At 50.4% G+C, this 23,598-nt stretch carries 16 protein-coding genes; 3 read left to right on the top strand and 13 right to left on the bottom strand.

Going from position 1 to position 23,598, the window contains the following annotated elements; translation table 11 throughout:
* Window positions 1-44: 44 nt before the first annotated feature.
* The 10 genes from A3848_RS13960 to A3848_RS14005 form a co-directional block, all read right to left on the bottom strand.
* Window positions 45-1,565 carry a response regulator gene (locus tag A3848_RS13960; protein WP_074085546.1) on the bottom strand — a complete coding sequence of 507 codons (1,521 nt, stop codon included), beginning with the start codon at window positions 1,563-1,565 and terminating at the stop codon, window positions 45-47.
* Window positions 1,558-3,366 carry a sensor histidine kinase gene (locus A3848_RS13965; protein WP_074085547.1) on the bottom strand — a complete coding sequence of 603 codons (1,809 nt, stop codon included), beginning with the start codon at window positions 3,364-3,366 and terminating at the stop codon, window positions 1,558-1,560. Before A3848_RS13965 ends, A3848_RS13960 begins: the two co-directional genes overlap by 8 nt.
* A 27-nt stretch (window positions 3,367-3,393) precedes the next feature.
* Window positions 3,394-4,920, bottom strand: a complete 1,527-nt coding sequence (locus A3848_RS13970) for a response regulator transcription factor (RefSeq protein WP_074085548.1) — start codon at window positions 4,918-4,920, stop codon at window positions 3,394-3,396.
* Between the two features lie 132 nt (window positions 4,921-5,052).
* A complete protein-coding gene (locus A3848_RS13975) occupies window positions 5,053-5,964 on the bottom strand; it encodes a carbohydrate ABC transporter permease (RefSeq protein WP_074085549.1) in 912 nt (303 codons plus the stop codon).
* A 14-nt stretch (window positions 5,965-5,978) separates the two neighbouring features.
* A complete protein-coding gene (locus A3848_RS13980) occupies window positions 5,979-6,965 on the bottom strand; it encodes an ABC transporter permease (protein WP_074085550.1) in 987 nt (328 codons plus the stop codon).
* A gap of 99 nt (window positions 6,966-7,064) precedes the next feature.
* Window positions 7,065-8,756: a type 2 periplasmic-binding domain-containing protein gene (locus tag A3848_RS13985; RefSeq protein WP_074085551.1), complete on the bottom strand. Its 1,692-nt coding sequence runs from the start codon at window positions 8,754-8,756 to the stop codon at window positions 7,065-7,067.
* A gap of 329 nt (window positions 8,757-9,085) precedes the next feature.
* Window positions 9,086-11,332: a glycoside hydrolase family 95 protein gene (locus A3848_RS13990; protein ID WP_074085552.1), complete on the bottom strand. Its 2,247-nt coding sequence runs from the start codon at window positions 11,330-11,332 to the stop codon at window positions 9,086-9,088.
* A 56-nt stretch (window positions 11,333-11,388) separates the two neighbouring features.
* Window positions 11,389-12,408, bottom strand: coding sequence for a zinc-binding alcohol dehydrogenase family protein (locus tag A3848_RS13995; RefSeq protein WP_074085553.1), 1,020 nt, complete (start codon window positions 12,406-12,408; stop codon window positions 11,389-11,391).
* On the bottom strand, window positions 12,408-13,367 hold the full coding sequence (locus tag A3848_RS14000; protein WP_074085554.1) for an aldo/keto reductase: 960 nt from the start codon (window positions 13,365-13,367) through the stop codon (window positions 12,408-12,410). Before A3848_RS14000 ends, A3848_RS13995 begins: the two co-directional genes overlap by 1 nt.
* Window positions 13,368-13,391: 24 nt before the next feature.
* Window positions 13,392-14,225: an amidohydrolase family protein gene (locus A3848_RS14005; RefSeq protein ID WP_074085555.1), complete on the bottom strand. Its 834-nt coding sequence runs from the start codon at window positions 14,223-14,225 to the stop codon at window positions 13,392-13,394.
* A gap of 129 nt (window positions 14,226-14,354) precedes the next feature.
* Here A3848_RS14005 and A3848_RS14010 point away from each other — a divergent pair, with 129 nt between their 5' ends.
* Entirely contained in the window at window positions 14,355-15,224 is an 870-nt protein-coding gene (locus A3848_RS14010; RefSeq protein ID WP_074085556.1) for an AraC family transcriptional regulator, read from the top strand.
* 19 nt (window positions 15,225-15,243) lie between these two features.
* Here A3848_RS14010 and A3848_RS14015 read toward each other — a convergent pair whose 3' ends face one another.
* A complete protein-coding gene (locus A3848_RS14015; RefSeq protein ID WP_074085557.1) occupies window positions 15,244-17,670 on the bottom strand; it encodes a glycoside hydrolase family 31 protein in 2,427 nt (808 codons plus the stop codon).
* A gap of 120 nt (window positions 17,671-17,790) precedes the next feature.
* On the opposite strand from A3848_RS14015, the gene A3848_RS14020 reads away from it, so the two are divergent.
* A complete protein-coding gene (locus tag A3848_RS14020; protein WP_074085558.1) occupies window positions 17,791-18,684 on the top strand; it encodes an AraC family transcriptional regulator in 894 nt (297 codons plus the stop codon).
* A gap of 89 nt (window positions 18,685-18,773) precedes the next feature.
* Here A3848_RS14020 and A3848_RS14025 read toward each other — a convergent pair whose 3' ends face one another.
* The gene (locus A3848_RS14025) at window positions 18,774-20,201 is read right to left on the bottom strand and encodes a family 43 glycosylhydrolase (protein WP_074085559.1); all 1,428 of its coding nucleotides are present in this window, start codon (window positions 20,199-20,201) and stop codon (window positions 18,774-18,776) included.
* A gap of 37 nt (window positions 20,202-20,238) precedes the next feature.
* A complete protein-coding gene (locus A3848_RS14030) occupies window positions 20,239-22,059 on the bottom strand; it encodes a family 43 glycosylhydrolase (protein ID WP_074085560.1) in 1,821 nt (606 codons plus the stop codon).
* Window positions 22,060-22,303: 244 nt separating this feature from the next.
* Here A3848_RS14030 and A3848_RS14035 point away from each other — a divergent pair, with 244 nt between their 5' ends.
* The gene (locus tag A3848_RS14035) at window positions 22,304-23,449 is read left to right on the top strand and encodes a family 8 glycosyl hydrolase (protein WP_074085561.1); all 1,146 of its coding nucleotides are present in this window, start codon (window positions 22,304-22,306) and stop codon (window positions 23,447-23,449) included.
* The last annotated feature ends 149 nt before the right edge of the window (window positions 23,450-23,598 follow it).

The raw sequence follows: 23,598 nt of genomic DNA on the forward strand, positions 1-23,598 counted from the left end.
TCGCTTTTGTATGCGTTTACCATTACCAAATTAAAGAAGCATACTCATCCTTTTTCAGCTTCAGCCTGGTTGCGGTAAGCGACTGGTTTCAGTGCGGTCCGCTTTTCAAACTCTCTTAAAAAATGATGGTAATGAACATAACCCACATTCTCTGCAATCTTCCTGACGGTCTCGCCCGTTTCAATTAGCCGCTTCTTGGCTTGTTCGATGCGCAAATTATGAATATATTCAAGGATGCTGATATTATTCTTTTTAATAAACGCCTGGCCCAGGTATACCGGATTGATATAAAAGTGCTCTGCGATCTCTTTTACAGTCAATGGTTTGGAATAATTGTCCTTCAAAAAGTATTCCACCTGTATCAGCGGATGTTCGGATCCGCGCTCCTTATGCTGCTTGATATATTCCATACATGAATTCAACAATTGCCTAAGGATGTCTTCCAGCACTGCGAGCGACTTGGGCTTGGTTCTAAAAAACTCAAAAGAATCACTCCATTGCTCAGCCTTCCCGCCGAACTCCTTCACCAGCTCCATACTTTTCAGCATGATATCGATGCTGGTCATCTGTACAACCTCAGGCGCAGTTCTATTCCGTTCAAACATACTGAACATTTCCTTCAATTGGTCCCAAGCCTTCTGCTCCTGCAATCGTTCAACTGCGCCCATCAGTTCCTCTGTCAGATCTGCGGAAGGCAGACGATAGCTAAGCTGGCTCCGGGCATCCATGGTTGCATCAATGGGGCCGCTGGCTTCCGAATAGAAAAGATGGCGGGCGGCAGCCCCAGCAGCCAGCATATAGGCTACGGGCAGCTCCCGTAGTGACTGCACATTCGGCCCGATGCTCACATATCCCTTTACACTGTTCCTAGACAATTCGGTATATACCCGCCTAGCCAGCTCCGCTGCCCGCGCCGAGCTCTCCACAACAAGCCCCGCCTGATCGCCGGGCAAATCAATGAACAAGGCACCCACCACCCCAGCGAACTTCCGGCAGATTTCCGTGATATTGCATTTGGGGCCATTCACATGTATATAAGTCCAACCCGAAACCGCCTCGTCCAGACGATCCATGAGTTCGGCAATCTCCTCTTCCGGCTCCGTCCACTGTCCTTCGAGCATACGGGCGATCGCAACGGGAAGAAGCCGGCTCGCCAGCATGTCCTGCTGCATCTTGTGCTTGGCACGCATTTCCAGCTCATCCGTAATGTCAGCAAGCGCCTTCTCCCATTCCGCATCAATGACAGGCTTCAGCAAATAGTGTCTCACCCCATAACGGAGTGCTGTCCGTGCGTATTCGAACTCGCCGTAACCGCTGAGGACGATAAAAATGGGCTGCTCTATGTCCAAATCGCGTACTTGCTTGATTAGCTCTAATCCATCGATGCCGGGCATGCGGATATCTGTAATCACAAGATCTGGCGAACACTCCTCCACCATGCTTAACGCTTCTTCCCCGTTCTCACATGCGCCGCAGATTTCAAAGCCCAGCTCCTCCCAATCGGTCAACGTTCTTAATCCCTCTAATGCAATCGTTTCATCATCCGCTAAAACCACTTTAAACATGGGATTCCTCCACTTTTGGGTCTAATGCCAAGTCTATGGGGATTTGAATTGTGATCGACGTCTGTTCATACTCGGTACTCTCAATGGTAAAGCCGGCGCGGCTGTCATAATACATCATCAGGCGTCTATAGACATTTCGGAGCCCGACATTTTGTCCGGAGTCCTGGTCTGATTGCAGGTGGGACTTGATCCATTCCAGCTTCTCGTTGCCGATTCCCTTTCCGTTGTCAGTCACAACAATGATTAAAGATGCGTCGTTCATGGAAGCAGACACGTGAATCTTCCTTGCACCTTTGACCGATTGCAGACCATGCTTGCAGGAATTCTCCACCAGTGCCTGGACGCTCATTTTGGGAATCCGGCAATTCAGTACAGAAGGGTCGATATCAATGTCGTACGTGAACCGGCTCTGAAAGCGGAATTTTTCAATCTGCAGATACATTTCAATAAAAGATATTTCTTCCCCGACGGTAATCAGATCGTCCTTCCAGCTCAGCAGCCTGCGCATAATAAGGGCCAGATTCCGGATCACATCGGTGACCTCTTCATACTTGTATTTCTTACAAATGACCAGTATGGCGTTCAGCGTATTAAAAAGGAAATGCGGGTCCACCTGACTTTCCAGATAGTTCAACTCAGCTCTTACCTGCTCCAGCTCGAGGTCCTTTTTCTGAATTTCCAGCTTGTACACATCATTAATCAGATTGCGGATTTTCTCCGTCATCAGATTGAAGCTGCGGATGAGACCGCCGATTTCGTCCTTTCCCTCATACATATCAATGCTCTCGAACTGTTCATATTTGACAAGCTTCATATGTCTGTAGAGCAATCTCACCCTCAGATTATAGGATCGTATAATCACAATGATCAGCAGAGTTGGAATAATTACGGTCAGCACAGCAAAAATCAGCGAAAGCCGTAGCGCACGGCTCATCTCATGATTGACCACTCTGCCTTCCGGAGTTCCGATCAGCCTCCAGCCTTTCGTATATCCCGCATTGCCCAAAGTACGGACAATCTGCTTGGACGATTGACTGTCATCCGTATCCATGTTTAATAAAACGTTTTTATCCATGGAATAATAGGAATGATCCGATTCCAGCACCACACGGTTCTTCTCATCCAGGAGCTTGAACTGCAAATAGTCGTGTTCCTTCTTGAACAGCTCTTGCACATTGTTCAACCTCAGATCGATTCGCAGATACTTACGGTAGGGCTGTCCGGTAAAGTTATCCAACTTGCGGATAAGGCTGACAAACACTTCCTGCTGAGGCGGATTGAGCGGGTTAGTCCCCTGATAAGAGGTTAATAGCACCTTGTCCGAGCCACTGGTTATTTTACGGTACCATTCACTCTTCTTATCGTTGTCTGACAGAATAAAGTAACTGCCGCCGTTCTGAATCGTCGGATTGGTAGTATAGACGCCCATCCAATAAATATAGGAATGCAGGTTGTTATATTGCCACATCTTATCCCTCAGAACACTGTTGTAGGCATCATAATAAGCCTCGTTATCGGGATAGGTATAATCCATGATTTCATTGTAGGCACGGTCTGCTGCAACCGTGTTGCTTATCGCCACACATTCATTCACAATTTGCATAAAATCATAGACCACCCGGTCTACGGAAATCTCAAGGTTCTCTCTTTCACGGGCATCCACATTACGGCTGATCTGGACATAGAAGAGGGCGTTAATACTGAGTATAGGGACAAGAACGCATAGCAAATAGATAAACAGAAATTTGTATTTGAGCGGGATATCATTGACGATGGCTGATGGTTTCCTTTTGCCCTTCATGCTGCTCCCCTCCTCCTCTCCCTTGAATTAGCCCTTCTTGTACACCGAAGGTGAGACACCATTCAGCGATTTAAACTTGGCAGCGAACAAATCCGCATCCGAATATCCCACACGCTCCGAGATATCCGAAATGCACATATCCGTCCGGCGCAGCAGTTTCTTGGCTTTTTCAATCCGGTATTCATGAAGAAATTCGTTAAAAGAGATGCCATAACGTTTCTTGATCCGTTGTCCCAGATAGGCAGAATTCACATGTAAATGCTTCGCAATGTCCTGCAGCTTCAGCTTCTTCTGATAGTGCTCCCGGACATAGTCGATCGCCGCTGTAACGAGCAGGTCCTCCTGATGGTTGTCCACTGAGGCGAACCATTCGGCAACCTCGTACAGATCCTCCTTCGTCTGCTGCTCAAGCAGCGGCAAACAGCAAGCGGTTACCCGGGGTGGAAACCATTTATCCGCCCAACTTGCCGAGTCTCCTCCCCTTACATCGATTTCACGGAGCAGTTCAGCTTTGATGTTGCTCAAGAAGGCATCGATCCATGCACTTGAAGTACTATCCGCCGAGAAAATTTTAAAGACATCGCTCAGTTGGGAGCTTAATGGGTCAAGCTTCCCTTCGGTAACCGATTGGAGCAGCGATTTCTTCAGCCCCGCCGGAAGCAGTGCCATTTGATCCTTGTCCTGCTCCTGGAAGAAACCAATTTCGCGGGTGTTCAAATCCGGTCGGTATAGTTCAGCTGCGAGCGCTTCATGATACGCAGCATTCAGAAATGCGGTACCGCGATGCTCAAGGCTTGCCGAGAAAAGAACCAGACCGCTATACTCAGTCCGCATTTCATTGATCCAGCTTGCCAGCATCACCGGGTCAAGCTCCGGGCCTTCCGGCGGAGAAACCAGCAAATAGCCATGTTTATGGCTTCCAGCCAAAAAAGGGTACGCGATTATATTGCGGAACGTTTCCTTGAGGCTCATGGAATAGACTTGTCTTCGCAACTGTGAGCTGTCGAGCGAAACCCCCTGGGCCAATACACAGCATATCCGGGAGCCGGGGTATATATCCAGCGCCTTAAATGCCTCTTCCGCTTCTTCTGCAGTGTTCTCCCGCATGAGAAGACGGGATATGGTTTCCGCCTGTATAAAGGCGGAAACCAATTCCTGTCGTGAAGCAAGCTTACGCTCCGTGCGTATTTGTTCGGCTACAGTCTGCAGTGCCTCTGTCAATTCTATTTCATCCAAGGGTTTGGTCAAATAATTGGACACACCGTATCTAAGGGCTTCCTTGGCATACTCAAAGTCAGCATAACCGCTAAAGATGATGAACTTCGGTTGGAAATCGCTTTCAGCAAATATCTTAATGAGTTCAAGGCCATCGATCACAGGCATACGTACATCGGTTATGACCAAATCAGGCCGTGTGCTATGAATAAGCTGCAGCGCATCTTCGCCATCCAGGGCCTCGCCGCACACTTCAAAGTCCAGTTCCTCCCAGTCGACCAGTAGTCGCAATCCTTCAAGCATCAGCGGCTCATCGTCGGCAAACAGCACCTTAAGCATTGGCATCACCCTCTTTATTTCTAATTTTTTTGATTACAGAAAGCTAAGCCTTGTGGAACAGGAGAAACCGCTTCGGCTGCTGCCGAAACGGTATAATCCCTTATATTAACCATTTAAATAATTATTATCCATTTATTCTTTAACACTACCCAAATTTAATCCTACCACGAAGTACTTCTGCAAAAAAGGGTAAACGAACAAAATCGGCACTGCCGTAACAATTGTGATGGCTGCACGGATGGAAGCCGGTGTCACCAGGGCCTGCATCTGATTGTGCTGATTGCCTGCCAGCGCAGAAGGATCGTTGTTCGTGCTCATGGTGGAACCGAGCAGCTTCATCATTTCATATTGCAGTGTACTCAGTTTGATATCCGATGATGCGTACAGGAACGTGTCAAACCATGAGTTCCATGCGCCTACGGCGATGAATAAAGCTACGGTTGCCAGCACGGGAGTACACAGCGGGAAGATGATTTTCCAGAAGATTCTGAATTCTCCCGCCCCGTCGATTTTCGCCGACTCTGTGAGGCTGCCTGGAAGGGACCGGATATACGTCCGGAGGATAATCAGGTTGAACGCGCTGACCATGCTTGGAAGAATATAGACCATAAAGCTATGAAGTAGGCCTAACTCTTTAATAAGGAAGTAATTCGGAATCAGTCCGGCATTGAAATACATGGTCAGGATGAACAGCATACTTATTTTTTTACGGAAAATGTATTGCTTCTGCGCCAGTGTATACGCTAGCATCGTAGTCAGAAAAACGCCTAATACTGTCGAGAGCAGCGTGCGGGACACGGAGATAAAAGCGGCATGATAGATCGTCCCTGTGATAAAGACGGCTCTGTAGTTCTCTAAGGTCCAGGCACGGGGCCAGAAATATACTCCCCCGGCAAGAGTGTCACTGCCGTCATTTAAAGAAACCGCCAGCGTGTGGAGGAATGGATAGAGCGTGATGGCAACCACAAAGAGCATAAATATCGTGTTGATTGTATGAAAGACAATCGGCTCAATGCGTCCTGAACTTTTCGTCACAGCTTTCATATGGGCTTCCTCCTCTATACTAATCGCTCTTCGCCGAGGCGTTTTGCGATATAATTTGCGATGAATACGAGAATGACACTGACGATGGTTTTGAAGATCCCTGCCGCCGTAGCCAGAGAATAATTCCCCATAGAGATACCATACTTCACTACAAAGATATCAATGGTTTGCGACCAGTCCACAGTAAGCCCGTTACCAAGCAAATATTGGAGTTCAAAGCCGGCATCCAGAATATGTCCGATGTTCATAATGAGCAAGATAACGAATGTGGCTTTAATCCCAGGAAGAGTGACATAGCGCATCTTCTGAAAACGCTTGGCGCCGTCTATGGACGCTGCCTCATACAGAGAAGGATCGATCGAGGTAATGGCTGCCAGATAAATGATGGTACCCCAGCCCACCTCTTTCCACACGTTCGAAGCCCCGACAATGCCCCAGAAATATTTTCCTTCACTGAGCCACATAATCGGTTCTTTAATGAAGTGAAGCTTCATTAAGATGATATTGACAATTCCGTCATCAATCGACAGCGAAGTGGCAACGATGCCCGCTGCGATAACCCAGGACAAGAAGTGCGGCAAATACGAAATAGACTGAATGATACGCTTGAAAAACTTGACTTTGATCTCATTTAGCAGCAAAGCCAAGCCGATTGCCGTAACAGTACCAAGCACAAGGTTAATAAAGCTCATGGCGACCGTGTTGCGCAGCACCATCATAAAGGTCTCATCTGAAAATAGAAAATTGAACTGCTGCAAGCCTACCCACTCTTGCTTGCCGAAGGATAGCGCCGGGCGGTAGTTCTGAAAGGCCATTACCCAGCCCCAAATGGGAGCATAGTTAAAGATAATTAAATAAATGGCAATCGGCACGGACATGAAAATAAGCTGCTTCTGCGTTTTTAGCGTCTTCCAGCTAAGACTCACACCGATTTCCGGATCGACTCTGCGTTGTCTGGTCTTCTGGGTTTTGACCGGTTTGTCCAGTACGGTATCAGACATGTAGTGTTCCCCTCCTGTAAGATCATTCTCTCCATACTATCCGGATTAATGAAGAGCGGGAAATACGATTTCCCGCTCTATTCTTTGTCTTAAAATCGACTACTTCACACTCCAGTTTTTAATACGCGACTGGATTCCTTCATTTATGCGGTCTTCATAAGCCTTGATGTCCAGCTTATGAATGTGGTCGACATAATCTTGCCAGACCCCATCAAATTCAGCCGGACTGGCCATAATAGCCTTCGGCAAATATTTAATTTGAAGGTCATTCAGTTTGGACTGCGCAAGCTTGGCTGCCGAACCGTCCTTAAGAACGATGGAGTAAGCAGGGAAGTAGATATTATTTTCTTTTGGTTCCTTGAAGAATTCGGACCATGTTTTCTTGTTATACGCCTTCAGGATTTTCTGATCAGAAGGTTTCAGACTGTCGAAGAATTCCTGCGGCTGAGTTCCGGCATCAGCTGCATTCCCGTCGCTGTAGGTACCTTGAATTTTCGGCATATAACCAAACATAGTCGTGATTTTGTTAGCCAACTGCCAGCTTGTTTGATCTGCGTTCGTCCGCTCTTCCGGCGTCCGGTAGAACGTGCCGTCTTCCTTCACTTCATAGTCTTCGCCTTTGATTCCCCATTGGAGAGTTTTCTGCCAATCTTCTGTAATCATCTGATCCAAGAATTTGATAATCCGGACAGGGTCCTTGGCATTGATCGAAATACCTAATCCGCGGTTGGTGCCGACCGCTCCGCGGTCACGATACCATTCCTCAGCGCCCGGATAGAGCAGAGGGAAGCCGATATACGTATTTTCTCTTTTGCCTTGAGAGATCAAAGAGGTTTCTCCATCCTGGAAGTTCCAGTGCTGGTCAAACATACCGATGACCTTACCGCTTGCGATTTTGGCCAGGTACTGGTCGTAGTTTTGTACGAAAGCTTCTTTATCCATCAAACCTTGAGCGTTAATTTCATTAAGCTTCTTATAATAGGTCTTGGAAATGTCCTTATCGGCAAAAATCTGCGCTTTGTTGTTGTCTACAATAACGCCCCCGTCATTCGGATGGCCCGCCAAGTGCTCAGGAGCGTTCTGAAGCGGGAATACACGCCAGTCGAAGTTGAGCGATTCAAATCCGATCATATCCGGGTGCTTTTCTTTATATTTGGCAATGATATCGAAATACTCATCCAGAGTCTTGGGAGTCGGATATCCCATCTCCTCAAGCACAGACTTTTGAAGCCAGAAGCCTGGTCCCTGGTAAGTCGGTTCGGTAATTTTACCTTGATATACACCATAGCTTGGCAAAACGTAAATATGTCCGTCGGTCTCATCCTTGATCTGATTCCAGACCGCGGCATAATGCTTTTTCAGGTTGGGAGCGTACTTCTCAATCAAATCTTCAAGCGGAATGTACGCCTTGGCATTGAGTAATTTGTCATCGCCCGACATAATGTCCGGGTAGTCTCCTCCGGCAATCATAACCCCCAGCTTCTGCTGCAGGTCGCCCACCAGAAGCTCCGTTTTGAAGCTGACGCCGGTTTTTTCTTTAATCAGTTTGAGAATCTTGTTGTCCTCCGTAGGCGTCTGCCCGGGACTGGCCAAAAATACCGAGAATGTTGCCGGAGCATTGTCGTCTCCATTTGCCGCTGGGCTTGCTGTTGTTCCCCCCTTGGCCGTGTTGCTGTTAACATTGGCCGCGCTGTTGTTCGCGTTGTTCGAGCTGCAGCCTGCCAGTGCAAGTGCAAGCGCGAATGTACCAGCTGCTAATGCCCGGGCGGAACGTTTTGCCGTTTTATGCATTTTGTTATGCCTCCCCTTTTTGGCTAGTTACTTTTTGTTTGCTATCAATCACCTGGTGACAACTTAATTATACCTTTCAAGAATGCGCTTCCAATTCATAAACTATAGTTCTTCCCCCCTAAAAATACGATAAAATGAAAACGCTTGCTATTGGTATGCACCTTAGTCTTGCTAAAATACACGGCTTGTCCCTGCTGAATTACAAAAAATAATTTTTCTTAGGTGAAGCCCCTTCCAAGCAAAATAGGGCTGGCGTTAATACGCCAACCCCTGCCAGCACAGTACTATTATACAGATAGAATCACCCCACGGGTGATTGGCTTGTTTACTTACCGGGTGAATGTATAGGAGCTTCCAGCTTCTCCGGTGAACGAAATGCAGTCCAAACCGGGGGCTTCCAGGCAGCAAGGGCCGGATACCGTGCAAGTCACAACAGTTTCCGTAATAAGGCCCTCCGTCCAGGTAAAATCGAGGGTATAACCGCCTCTCGCCCGCAGGCCCTTGACGCTCCCTTCGCTCCAGCTTAGCGGTAATGCCGGCAGCAGCTTGATTTTCCCGGTATGGCTTTGCAGCAGCATCTCGGCTATCCCCGCCGCTCCTCCAAAATTGCCGTCAATCTGGAACGGCGGATGGTTATCGAACAGATTCGGCAGCGTGGAATGCTCCAACAGAGCGCGCAGGTTCGCATAGGCTTTGCCCCCGTCCTGCAGTCTGGCCCAGAAGTTGATGATCCAGGCCCGGCTCCAGCCGGTGTGGCCGCCGCCGCTGGCCAGCCTGCGCTCCAGCGTCGTCCGGGCGGCCTCGGCTAGCTCTGGCGTATGCTCCACGGTGAAGGTATCCCCGGGATATAATGCAAACAGATGGGAGATGTGGCGATGCCCCGGTTCGACCTCTTCATAATCCTCCATCCACTCCTGAATCTGGCCGTATTTCCCGATTTGCGGTTTGGGCAGACGCTCCAGAGCAGCGGCGAGTTCCTCGCGGAACGCTTCGTCCCTGCCGATAATCTCCGCACTTCGGATACAGGCCCCAAACAGTGCATCTATAATCTGAAAATCCATCGACGCCCCGGCACAGAGTACTCCTGACTCACCGCTAGGCAGCTTATAGGTATTCTCAGGGGATACTGACGGGCAGGTAATCAGCCGGCCTTCGGCGTCCTCCATCAAATAATCGAGCAGGAATTGGGCTGCCTCCTTCATCGTCTCATACGCCTGCACCAGAAAATAACGATCCTGGCTGAAGCTGTAATGCTCCCACAGATGCAGGCACAGCCACGCGGCACCAAGCGGCCAGAACGAAGCGGGAAGGTAGGTATCCTGCGGAGCTGTGTCTGCCCAGATATCCGTATTGTGATGCGCCGTGAACCCTTGGCAGCCGTACATGACCCTGGCCGTGACCCTCCCTGGCTCCCGCATCCGCTCAATCAGATCAAACAGCGGCTCATGACATTCAGCCAGATTGCAGATCTCCGCAGGCCAATAATTCATTTGCGCATTGATATTGATCGTGAATTTGCTGTCCCAGGCCGGAGTGAAGCTGTCATTCCAGATTCCCTGCAAATTCGCGGGCAAAGAGCCTTGACGGCTGGAGGAAATAAGCAAATAACGGCCGTACTGGAAATAGGTCGCTATCAGACCCTTATCCTCTTCTCCCTTCTGAAACCAGTTCAGCCGCTCGTCAGTCGGCAGTGCGTTCTGGTGCGGGTTCTCCGGCAGCGTCAGTGCAACCCTTCCATACAGTCCGCGGTAATCTCCGATATGCCGTGCCTTCAGCTCTTCATAAGGAACCAGGATCAGCTCGTCCAGCCGTCTCTTGGCGTAGAGCTCTGGATCGGGATAGCGGAATGTGGTTCCTGCGGCAAGCAGCAGCGTGACCGAGCTTGCCCCATCCACAAGCAAATACTCGCCAATGGTCCGGCAGATGCCGTCTTCTGTGACTGCCTTCAAGGCAGCAGCAAAGGAGCTGCCTCCATGGCCGCCGCAATCTCCGCTCATCGCCAGGCCGCTGTTCTGCCACTTCCCTGTTTTCTCCAGGTATCTCCAGTCGTGGCGGTTAAACCTCGCCTTTAAGGAAATCCCGTCCTTACAGTCGGTAGTTATTCGGATGGCAATCATCTGGTCCGGGAAGCTGGCAAACATCTCGCGGGTATACCTAGCCTCACCGATCCGGTAACTGATCCGGGATATGCCGTTCTCCAAATCAAGCTCTCTTCTGTAGTCCTCGGCAGGCTGTCCATGGCTGCCGAATGACAGTAGCAGCTCTCCCAGCGGCAAATAATGCCGCTGCGCTTCGGGAAGACCTGCCATCGACATGGCAGCCAATTCCTCAGCCTCCCGCAGCCTTCCCTCCAGAATCAGCCTGCGAACTTCGGGCAAATGAGGCAGGGCATCTTCGTTGTTGCGGTCTCTCGGACCGCCGTACCATACAGAATCCTCATTAAGCTGCAGCTTCTCCTCGGCTGTACCGCCAAAAATCATGGCACCGAGCCGCCCGTTTCCAATCGGCAAGGCCTCATTCCATTCCAGCGCCGGTTGCCTGTACCATAACTGCTGCTTATGTTCCATGCTTGTCATGATTGTTACGCTCCTTCAATCCGCATAATATGAACTTACCGATATCGGTATTGTGCTTAGTCCAGCTCTACTAGTGCCTTGATTACCTTAGATTCAGGCCTCAGCCAATCCTCGAACTGGCCGATCATGTCCTTGAACCCGCTGCGGTGGGTAATGTAGCTGCCGACATCAATATATCCGTCCCGGATGGCATCAAGCACGCGCTCAAAGTCCTCCCGGGTGGCATTTCTGCTGCCCTGCACCGTCATTTCTCGGGCATGAAAATCGGGGTCACTGAAGGTAATCGTGCCTTTCACCAATCCGACATAGGTGAGCGTTCCTCCATGGCCGACAAGCCCAAAAGCACCTTCCATGGATGAGATGTTGCCGGTAGAATCGATGACATAAGGCAGGAAATTGCCGTCAGTAAGCTTGGACAACTGCTCCTTCGGCTCCCGTAGAGCGCTCACCGTATGCTCAACCTGCACCCATTCCCTGCAAAAGTCCAAACGTTCGTCGTTTACATCCATACCTATCACCTTCGCACCGGCGTATCTGGCCATCGCCATCACTCCAAGCCCAATCGGTCCGGCTCCGATCACCAGCACTTGATCGCCGGTGCCAAGACCCGAGCGACGGACGGCGTGCGCACCGATTGCCAGCGGCTCCAGCATCGCCGCCTGGTCCAGCGTCAGCCCTTCCGTTTTCAATAGGTTGTGTACTGGCAAGGCTACCCGCTCCCGCATCCCGCCGTCCAAATGAACGCCGAACACCCTCATATTCTGACAGCAGTTGGTTTTGCCGCTCAGACAGGACCGACACTCACCGCAATGAAGATAGGGAATGACACTGACCTGATCGCCTACCCGCAGCCCTTCCGGGTTGTCGCCGATTTGCTCAATCGTTCCAGACAGCTCATGCCCAAGCACGCGCGGGTAAGTGAAATAAGGCTGATTCCCCCGATATGCATGCAGATCGGTTCCGCAAATGCCGATTCGGCGAATCCTTACAATCGCTTCGCCGGCCTGAAGCTGCGGCTCCGGCAGATCCTCCCTATACACGAATTTTCCGATTTCCTCGCAGATAATTCCCTTCATTATAATCGCTCCCCGTTCTGATCTGGTCCTTCGTTCCACTCCGGCCGGCCGCTCGGCCATGTTGCCCCAGCAACCGGCTTCAGAATTTCCAGCACTTCCTCCAGCAATTGTTCGTTCATCGGCTCTTCTGTCCACAAAATATTGTTGCGGATATTGGCCGGTGTCGCCGTACTTACCAATGTTGTCGGAATCTGTTCATTCGCTGTAGAGAACTGGACTGCCAGCTTCGCAATGTCTTCTCCCTTGTCCCGGCAATATTCGGCGGCACGCTTACAAGCAGCCTGGATGTCCCCGCTCGCCGGATGCCAGTCAGGCACCTGGCGGGTACTCAGCAGGCCCATGGAAATAGGCGATGCATTGATCAGTCCGGTTCCCTGCCGCTCCAGTATTGGGAGGAGGCGGAGCAGCGTGGTATCGTTCAGGGAATAATGGCAATATGACAGGATCACATCCAGCGTTGTACGGGACAACACCGTTTCGAAGATATTCAAAGGCAGGCCAGTCACGCCGAAGAAGCGGATCTTCCCGGATTGCTTCAATTCCTCCAGAGCCGGAATTCCTTCTTCCATCACCTGCTCCATTGAACCGAATTCGATGTCGTGCAGCAGCAAAATATCCAGATAGTCCGTTCCCAGCCGGCGCATGCTTTCTTCCGCGCTGCGGATTACCCGTTTTTTGGAGAAATCAAATTCATCCTGACCGTAACGTCCGGCCTTCGTGCTAATAATGTACCGGTCCCGCGGAACCGTCTGCAGTGCCTCGCCCAGCACTTTCTCCGCTTTGGTCAACCCGTAATACGGAGATACATCAATGAGATTAATCCCCATATCGATAGCGGTATGGACCGCGCGGATTCCCTCATCCTTCGGAACTTCCCGGAATACGCTTCCAAGCGAAGACGCCCCGTAACTTAGCACAGAAACGTCCAGCCCGGTGTTTCCCAGCTTTCTGTATTTCATCGCATTGAACCTCCATGGTTACTATCATTTTATTTTGTAGAATCTTGCAGCATTCGCTCCGAAGATTGGCTCCATCTCTTGCGGCGACAGCCGCTCCCGGAGAACCTGCCGCAATCCCTCAATTACCTCATCATAAGTTGCAGCCATGAGACACACGGGCCAATCGCTGCCGAACATCAGCCTTTCGGGTCCAAACAGATCCAGTACTCCATGAACATAGGCAGTGAAATCCTTTTGCGTCCAGCCCTGAGGATCAGCCTCTGTCACCATCCCGGAAAGCTTGCAGTAAATACCAGGATGCTGCGCAATTTCTGCCATATAGCTTCTCCATGGTTCTAAACTGCCCGAAGCAATCGGCGGCTTCGCCAAATGGTCAATCACGCCTCTGAGTCCGGGTACCCGTTCCAGCAGCTCTATAAGCTGCGGAAGCTGATCCGCCAGAACAAGCAGGTCGACGGGAAGGCCCTCTTCCGCAAAGAATGAAAGCGCTTCTACATAAGGGGTAGATAAAAGAATGCCGGGATCGTCCATCTCCTGTATCATCACGCGAATCCCCGTGAATTTTGGATGCCCGCAGAATTGCCGGTATTGCGCTTTGAAAGACTCGTTCTCAAGGTCCAGCCAACCAATCACGCCAGCTATGGAATCGGTTTTCTCACTTAATTCAAGAATGAATTCGGTTTCCTCCACCGTAGGCGCAGCCTGTACCACAATCGTGTGGCTGATCCCGTGTTTTTGCAAATGCGGCTCAAGATCGGAGGGCAGATAGTCCCGGAAAAGCACCGGAATTTCGGGTGTAATCCATCCGTAATCGTTTCTGTCTATCTTCCAAAAATGCTGATGAGCATCAATATGCATCACCCCACCTCCTTTTCATCTCATTCTAACATCCGATAAAAGAATAAAAATAGCCTAAACAAGCAAATTTATACCTTATTTTGATATAATGACTGTAAGAATCTATAGTTCAAACAAGGAGGCAGTTCAATGAAACCGATCCGTAAGGTTTTTGACAACGAGTTGCCGTTGTCTCTGCTTTTGGACTACAAGGAAACGAAAAGCCAGCAGCGCGAGCTACCCGACCATCAGCATCACTGGTACGAGATCGTCTACGTCTACCGGGGAAAAGGGACGTTTTTTATCGATCAGACGTTTTACGAGATGCGCCAGGGTGATGTCATCGTCGTTCCCGGAAATACAGTGCACCGGGGATTTCCCGACAAAGAGGAGCCTGTGACGTCCTCCGCCGTTTTTTTCAGCCCGGATCTTGTTCATAATCACGCATTCAGTGAGGTATACACCTATCTGAAGCTGTTTGATACAGCCAAGAAGAACAAGCAGTACAAATACAATCTGTCTCCTGAACACGCCAAAATATTGCAAAACGATATTGATGCCATCCACGGCGAATGGGAACAGAAATATCCGGACGGCGGCCAGGCTATGACGCTGCAGCTCCATCTCATGCTGCTTCACTTAAACCGGTACTGCCTGCCGCAGTCCGCCGGGCTGGACGCCCCTAACGCGTTGGTGCCGGACTGGTTTCGCGAAGCGCTTGCCTATATCAATGACCATCTGAACGGGCCGCTGGAGCTTAGCGCGCTGGCAAAACGGGCGGCCGTATCTCCGGCCCATTTCAGCCGTGTCTTCAAGCAGCGGCTGGGCATGAATGCGACTGATTATATTTCGACCAAACGGATTTTTGCGGTCAAGGATGGCTTGCTCCAGTCCAAGGACAAAATTGAGCACATTGCCATGACCTGCGGCTTTGAGAGCATGCCCCATTTTTACCGCACGTTTAAAAAATATACGGGCATGACTCCCGCCGCTTACCGGAAAGGCAGCAGGCCACACTGAAGCACTCCTTGTTCTTTATTCACCGCTTCAAATCTACTTCCCTGACAGCTATAGGTTCACCTTGATAAGTAACGATGCACCTTCCGGCATTCCCGGTGAATTCTACCGCAAATGGTCTGACCGCCGGCATACCGGCATAGCTTCCGCTGCGCTTCCCGATCGTTAGGGTACGGTCCGCTTCACTCCACTTCATCTCTATCGTGGCGTACGAACCGTTCTCGTAATTATAGTTATCCCCTTCATCTTCATACAGTGTGAATGAAGCATCCAGGCCAGAATATACCTTCAGGCCAATCAATGCTTCGGGCTGTTCATCCGCATATTGGACATCCGGGCCAACCGGAATAATGGAGCCAGCGCGGACAAAGAGAGGGAGCGTCTCCAAATCGGCTGTAGCTTCAAATATCAAGCCGCCCTTGATCCGTTCATCGCTCCAGTAATCGTACCATTCTCCGTCCGGCAGGTAGACACTGCGCTGCATGCCGACCCCCTGAAGCTCGCGGGAGCCGGGACCATAATACATCGCAGTTGTGACGGGTGCAACCAGAAAGGCCGGACCGAACATGAACTGATCAGCAATATCATGGACCCGCACATCTTCCCGGTAATCGAAAGCCAGCGCACGAAACATCGTATATTTGCGATGTGCGACGGCCCCTGCCATAGAATAGATATAGGGCATCAGCTTGTAGCGGAGCTTCAGATACTTCACCAGCGTATCGTACATCAGCTCGCCCTCTTCGCCGAATCGCCACAACTCTCTTGGCGTATCTGTTCCATGGGAACGGAACATGGGCAGAAAGGCCCCTAGTTGGAACCACCGTACATACAGCTCACGATACCCCAGATCTGCAACGCCTTCGTCATAATCCCCGTTCCAGAACCATTGGTCCTTGTGATTGTGAACGAAGAATGCGCCGATATCCAGTGTCCAGTAAGGGGAACCTGTCACGCAAAAATTAAGGCCGTCTGCAATCTGCTTCCTCAGCGTTTCCCAGTTGGCCGCTATATCTCCCGACCAAGTAATCGTGCCGTAACGATGCTGCCCGGCGTAAGCCGAACGTGTCAGATTCACGACCCGTTTGTCAGCGGTCGCAGCACGCTGGCCTTCATAGATACCCTTGGAATGCAGCAGCGAATAGGCATTAATAACCCCCGGATCAAGATAACGCTTGGATTCTGCCGTGTTAATCAGCATGCGCTGCTCGGGCTCCGGCTTCACCTCGCCTTTCCAGTCGGCCTCGAATGGCTCGGTACAGTCGCACCACCAGGCGTCAATCCCATGGGAGAACAGTCCGGTATTGGCTTGCTTCCAGTACAACTCCCGCGCTTCTTCCCGGAAAGCATCATATGTGGCCTGATTGCCGAGCAGGAAGCCGTGTTCATTCATTTCCTGGTGATTATCGCCGCCGGCCCCCATGATCGGCCATATAGATACCATTAGCTTCGCGTTCAGAGCGTGTAAGCTATCCATCATTTCGGAGGGGGTCGGAAAACGCTCCGGATCAAATGTTTTTTGTCCCCACAAATTGCCCGTCCATGACTGCCAATCCAGTACGATGCAATCCAGGGGAAGCGAGCGGTCACGATATTCTTGAACTGTAGCAATCAATTCCTCCTGGGAAACGTAGCGTTCCTTGGATTGCACATAGCCGAAAGACCATTTCGGAAGCATCGGCGCTTCCCCCGTCAAATGCCGGATTCCGCCAATGATCTGATCGAATTCCGGGCCGTAAATCACATAATAATCCATCTCCTCATCCACATCCGTCCAGAGATATGAACCGAATGCATCATCATGAAATGTCATGTACGAATTAGAGTCTACCAGAATTCCGTAACCGCGCGTGGATACAAGGACCGGAACAACCGCTTTCATATTTTGCTGATATAAATACTGGTGCTGGCCCCGAAGATTCATCATTCCCTCTTCATGTGAGCCAAGTCCATACAGGGCCTCATCCTCCTGCCATTCGAATTCCAGCTTTGTATGATAGGCTTGTCTGTCGAACATGAGGTTTCTTCCTTCCGCTCTTGCACGAAGACCATCCGCCCCCTGATCGGTTTCAACCTTATCCGCAGAAGCATCAAAGAGTGTACGGTATACATCCGTTCTTTCAAGCGTTTTCCCGCCTCTGGATGGTTCTCTCGTCAACAATCTCCCATTCGCATCCCAATAACTGAATGCACAGGTCCATTTGTCCACCCGAATAGTGAGGAGAGCAGTCGAAATTTCCAGATAGCCGGGATGGTCCGCAACCGTCCAGAGAACGCCCTCCGCCTCTGGGCGGCTCACTACTACAAGACTCTGTTTCCCGCTTAATTCCGAATCCAGGGTATACCGAATTCTGGCAATGCCCGGAGTACAAAAGGAGATATGCATGATTCCTTCTGTAGTCTCCAACCTGACGCCATCCGAACCGGAATCCACATGCTTCAGTTTCACAGTTTATCCCTACCCTTCCTTATGATTTCGCTATAGTATAATGATATTATTGTTGATAACCGAATATCTAGCACATATTTGCGAGATATTGACACAATATTTCGATTTGTGGGAGGCATTATGTACGAACACCGTTACCGGGAGGTCAAGCTGCACGGCCAGCCCGAATTTCCGATTCATATCTACCAAGTGGAGCATCCGGCCAGCGTTCATTCCATCCTTCCTGTGCATTGGCATAATGAGATAGAATTAATCTATTTGGCAAAAGGTACGGCTACCTTTCATATCGAAAACCGGGAGTTTGCCTTTCAGAAGGGAGAGTGCCTGATCGTTCATCCCGGAGAACTCCATTCGGGGATTGGCTCTGCCTCTGACGGCACTTGCTATTATTCTATCGTGTTCAAATTATCTTGGCTGTCTTCCCCGCAATCGGACCGGGTTCAGGAATTATTCTTTGAACCCATCCTGCAGGGAACTGCCAAGCTGCCCGCCCTGTTATCTGCTGCAGACGAAATCCACTCTAAGTTGCTCGTTAGCGTACGGGAGGTTCTGAGCCGCTATGAGCGCCAATCCACCGCTTACGAAATGAGCTTGAAGGGCCTCCTTCTGCAGTTCATTGCAGATATTTACCAGTACGGCCTGATAGAGAGCAGCAATGAGTCAGGAAGCCTTCACGGACGAGAATACAACCGGCAGATCAAGCAAGTACTGTCTTATATGGAGACACATTCAAGCGAGAAGCTGGAGCTGGATCAGCTTGCATCCGTTGTATCGCTTAGCCGCTCCCATTTCTGTACTTTTTTCAAAACGCTGACTGGAATGCGGCCGATGGAATATTTGAACTATATCCGCATCAACAAAGCGGCCAGTCTACTCCGCAGCGGATCGTACAATGTATTGGAAGCCGCGCTGGAGTCAGGCTATCAGCATGTCAGCTACTTTTCTAAATGCTTCAAATTTTATATGAATATGACGCCTTCGGAATACAAGACCCGTCATTCTTCCGGTCTTTAGCCATGGTATATGGGCCATACAGAAAGCAGCACCAGAGGATCTCCGAGTGCTGCTTTCTTTTTCAAGGCATATTTAGATTTCGCTTCCGGTTATTCCAAAGTAAATGAAGCCAGACTGGCGCCGCCATTGCCGGTATACGTCAAATACAGTGCTTGTACACCGTCGGGAATAGCCACTTCCGTTGCGTATTCCTTCCAGACATTCGTAAAACCTACCGGTATCCGCCCCAGTGCCGGTCCGTCCCAGGACGTCTTCACTTCGAACTCACCCTGGCAATACCCGCGCACCATGATTTTGACCCGGTTGACTCCCTTGCACGCGAAATATTTAAATCCGGCGGTAGCCGAATCCGTCATATTGGCAATATAGCCGATTTCCTCGTCGCCATCTCTGCCATCCTGGGTAATCTTCGGAAACCGGCTGTCCATCCACGCACCCATCGGGCCGAAGCCTCCGGTGTACATTTCCTGGTCTTTGCAGAACAAATGGCAGGCCAGATATGCCGGATATTCTCCCCGGCCTTCGAGCGGCCCTCCGTTCGGGCCGCAGGATGTAATTTCCACCTGAGGAATAGTGCCGTCCCCGCGGAATTCAATCCGCTCAATACAGCCCTGCCGGCAGAATGCGGTCCCATTAGTATGCCGGTGATAAAAAATGTACCATTCACCTTTAATTTGGGCAATGCTGCCGTGGTTATTGCCGCCGTAATACATCGGCATATTCGCCGGCTTGTACGTATCGATATGAAGATCACAATTGCTTACAATGACTCCCTGGTACTTGAAGTCCTTGGTCGGATGCTTGCTGGTTGCATAGCACAGCTCATGCATGGAGATCGAGGAATAGATGAGGTAGTAGATATCTCCCCTTTTGCGGATGGAAGGCGCTTCAAAGAACTCGTAACCTTCGAATCCGCTCCCCTTGCTATATGGCTGGCTCGGCGCAACAAATACAGGCTCTTCAACAATCGTGAGCATATCCGGGCCAAGCACCGTTGCCATTGCGCCATGTCTGGAACGGTCTCCATACCCGCAGAATCCGGTGTACAGGTAGGTTTTCCCCCCTTCGGTCAGCACAGCAGGGTCAAACTGCGGCTCGTCGCCTTCCCGCTCTCCAAGGCGTGTTCCGTCGGCGTATCTGACATAACCGTAGAACTCATACTTGCCGCCCGGCTTGTCGCTGACAGCCACCGAAACAACGGGAACTTTGTCCAGCACATAGTAGAGATAGTACCGCCCGTCCGGCCCCACGGTGACATCGGGAGCATACAGGCACATGCTGCCTTCAGGATTAAGCGGATCATCTGTAGTCCGGTAGATTACACCCTCATACCGCCAGTCCGCAAGATTATCCTCCGGCGCAGACCAGCAGGCATAGTCATTTAAGCAAAAAGCGTGTCCGTTAAATCGGTCATGCGAGCCATACACATATACTCTGCCTTCAAAAACATACGGCTCGCCGTCGGGGATATATTCTGAAGACGGGAGATATGGATTGAATCCTTGTTTTTTTGCCATTGCAATTTCACCCTTGTCATTTAATATTGATGTCTGTTTATGCGTGCACAATCACTTGCATGGAGCAACCGGCATAATCCGGGTGCACATCTCTTTCTTTAGCCACATCCAATACCGGTACGCCTGAACGGTTAAAATGGACTCTGTGCATAGCGGAGCATCTCGTGCCATGCTTCACCAGTTGTTCTTCTCCGTGGTATAGCATCAGTACATTGCCATCATAATCTCTGAAAAAAGAATTGTGGCCCGGCCCATATATGCCTTCGGTCGAATAATAAGACAATGCAGGCGTACTTGCCTTGGTCCAGGCGTTGATGTCCAAATAATTGCTTCCCTGCGGAATGCTTAAAAGCCCCACGGCATAGGTGTAACCCGTCGCGGCCCCGCCGGAGTAAGCGATATACACCATGTCCTTCGTAATAAGAGGATATGGACCTTCATTGTTGATAGTCCCCTGAATATTCTCCCAGCCGAACAACGGACGCGAGAGGAGCACCGGCTCGCTGGTCAATACCGTGGGGTTATCTTCATTGATTGTCGCAATATAGAGCATGGAGCCGGTGTCAAGCGGCGTTCCGATGCCCTTGCGGTAGGACCAGACCAGACATGAAGTACCGTCTGCCTTGAAGTAAGTCATATCCAGCGTAATGCCCTCTTCCGCCAAATAAGCGCCGTCCGCCCGCTTCACACGGACCGGTGTACTCCAATCCGCTGCCTTCAGGATGTCACCGCCCTTGTTCAGCTTCATCATGTGGCACTGCGGACCCCATACTGTGCCGCCTACGGCAAACAGAATGTACAATTCCCCGCCGATAATGTGAAATTCGGGAGCCCAAAAGGTCTGAATGAAGTTCTTCTCCTCGTTCAGAGCAAGAATGACAGTTTCTTTATGTCCGGAAGCGAATAATCCGGATAGAGTATCCGCCTCGCGGACATAGATGCCGATATCATTTACATTGTCATTGGTCGCCAGGAAATAATACTTGTTGTGCCATGGCAGAATGACCGGGTCGGCATAGCCGGTTACCAAGGGGAATGGATACTCTTGCGTGACCACTTTGCCTTGCACAGAATACGTTCCGGGCGCGGCAAAATCAATACTTTCATCGTCCCACACCACCTGCTTGTCTGCAGTGGAGCCGTCCGAATAGACAGCCGTGGCTTTAACCGCTTTCAATTGATCTGCGGATGTAACGCTTACAGTGTCCGGCACGCGAATTTCAGTATTGTATACCGGCGTCCAGGAAGCCTGCACCGAGCGGCCGGTGCGGCTGTCTACCGAGATTGCATTTCCTGGATTCGTTCCGGGCAGCGGCTTGTCGGGCCGTACTACCGAAAAGGCTTCCGCCTGCTCCGGCGGCGAAATAAGGTCCGGTTTCATAAGGTCGGACAACCGGCTCAAATAAAAGTTCCCTCCATTGTCCTGCCAGCGAATTTCATATTCTTCACCCGATCCGCTAAGCCCACAAACGGCTTCTTTGACGAACAGCTCACTGTGCAGCTGCACCAAACCATGATGATGAAAGGTAACCAGATCCGGGGATGTCCACAGAAGAATATGCCCTCTGCTTTCTTCGTCATCATTTCCGAGTGCATCAACTCTTACCGCGACAATGCCGAAAGAGCCGTCAGCCGTACGGAACAAATACGGGTTTTTGAGCCCTTTTTCGTGAATTACGCTGTTCTTATCGACGGTTGCCATAGCGAACAGTATGCCATAGTTCCGGTTCAACGGTTGAAATTCGTTATTCTCATCCGAGCAGGCAAAATGTACGCTGTTGCTGAGAGACTCAGTGTAGTCCTGGTTAGGTTTGCGTGTATAGACTGTAAGCTTCATATGATTTTGCACTATGCTCATAACAGCATCACCCTTACAATTTTTTGGCTTCGCGGTTTATCCCTTACAGTATAGTGAAGCGCCTTGACCGAAGTCCATGACATATAGCCACTTAACATTGATCTATTCTTAGATGTTCCTAAAATGATTTGCGGAGCGTAGAACCAGGCCCGAATCGTCTATAAATTTTAAGGAAAACGCTTTAATTTCTATAGTTCCGGTTATGTTATACTTTGGGCAAAACCCTATCCATTGGAGGATTATTATGAATAGCTTCAAAGAAGGCTCCTTTTATACGGGAGAATACAGAAACCTGTTCAAAGAGAACGGATTGTCGGAAGAGGCCATCCATCAAAGACTTGACGACACCTGGAACGAATTGTTCTACGGCGCGCCCGATGTCCGAATCTACCATCCTATGGGTGACGATAAGGGATATATCGTGGACACCGGCAATACAGATGTGCGGACAGAGGGCATGTCCTACGGGATGATGATGGCTGTTCAGATGAACAAGAAGGAAGAGTTCGACCGGCTGTGGAAGTTCGCCAAGGTCTATATGCAGCATACAGAGGGCCGTTACAAGGATTATTTTGCCTGGCACTGTAAACTGGACGGAACTCGGCTGTCACCCGGTCCGGCGCCGGACGGAGAAGAGTTTTTTGCCATGGCGCTGTTCTTTGCCTCCAAGCGCTGGGGTGACGGGGCCGAACCGTTCAATTATTCCGAGCAGGCTAGAATTATTCTCCGCGCTTGTGTTCATAAAGGGGAAGACGGAGAAGGCGATCCAATGTGGGACCCGGCGACCAAGCTGATCAAATTCGTTCCTGAAACCCCTTTCAGCGATCCCTCCTACCATCTGCCGCATTTCTATGAATTATTTGCCCTGCAGGCGGATGAACAGGATAGAGCTTTTTGGAAAGAAGCCGCAGCCCAAAGCAGAGCCTATCTGCACAAGGCTTGCCATCCGGAAACCGGCCTCTCCCCCGAATATGCGAACTATGACGGAACTCCGGCTGAACCCCAGCCGCATGGAGACTTCCGCCACTTCTTCAGTGATGCATACCGGGTGGCGGCCAACATCGGGCTTGATTATGAATGGTTCCGCAGCGACCCTTGGCAGGTGGGGCAGTCCAACCGGATTCAGGCCTTTTTCCGGGACATTGAAGTAACCGATTACCGGCGCTACACCATTGACGGCCAGCCGTTTGAGGAGCTATCCCTGCATCCGATCGGCCTTCTGGCAACGCTGGCCATGGCCTCGCTCGCTGCCGATGGACCGGATGCCGGACATTACGTCAAGCTGCTCTGGAATACGCCACTGCGCACCGGTGACCGCCGGTATTACGACAACTGCTTATACTTCTTCAGCTTGCTGGCCCTAAGCGGAACCTTCCGTATCTATTCTTAAATACCTAAAAAGAAATCGCCCTTTGGATATAATGGAAGCACCGCTTTCCATCCCCAAAGGAGCGATTTCTTTTTTGTATTCTCTTCGGAAGCAGCAAGCGAACAGACGGGACAAATAGGAGGGATTGACCCCAATTCAAATGTATTCGT

The sequence above is a fragment of the Paenibacillus sp. P32E genome, from assembly GCF_001909085.1.
Classification (GTDB): Bacteria; Bacillota; Bacilli; order Paenibacillales; family Paenibacillaceae; genus Paenibacillus_AQ; species Paenibacillus_AQ helianthi.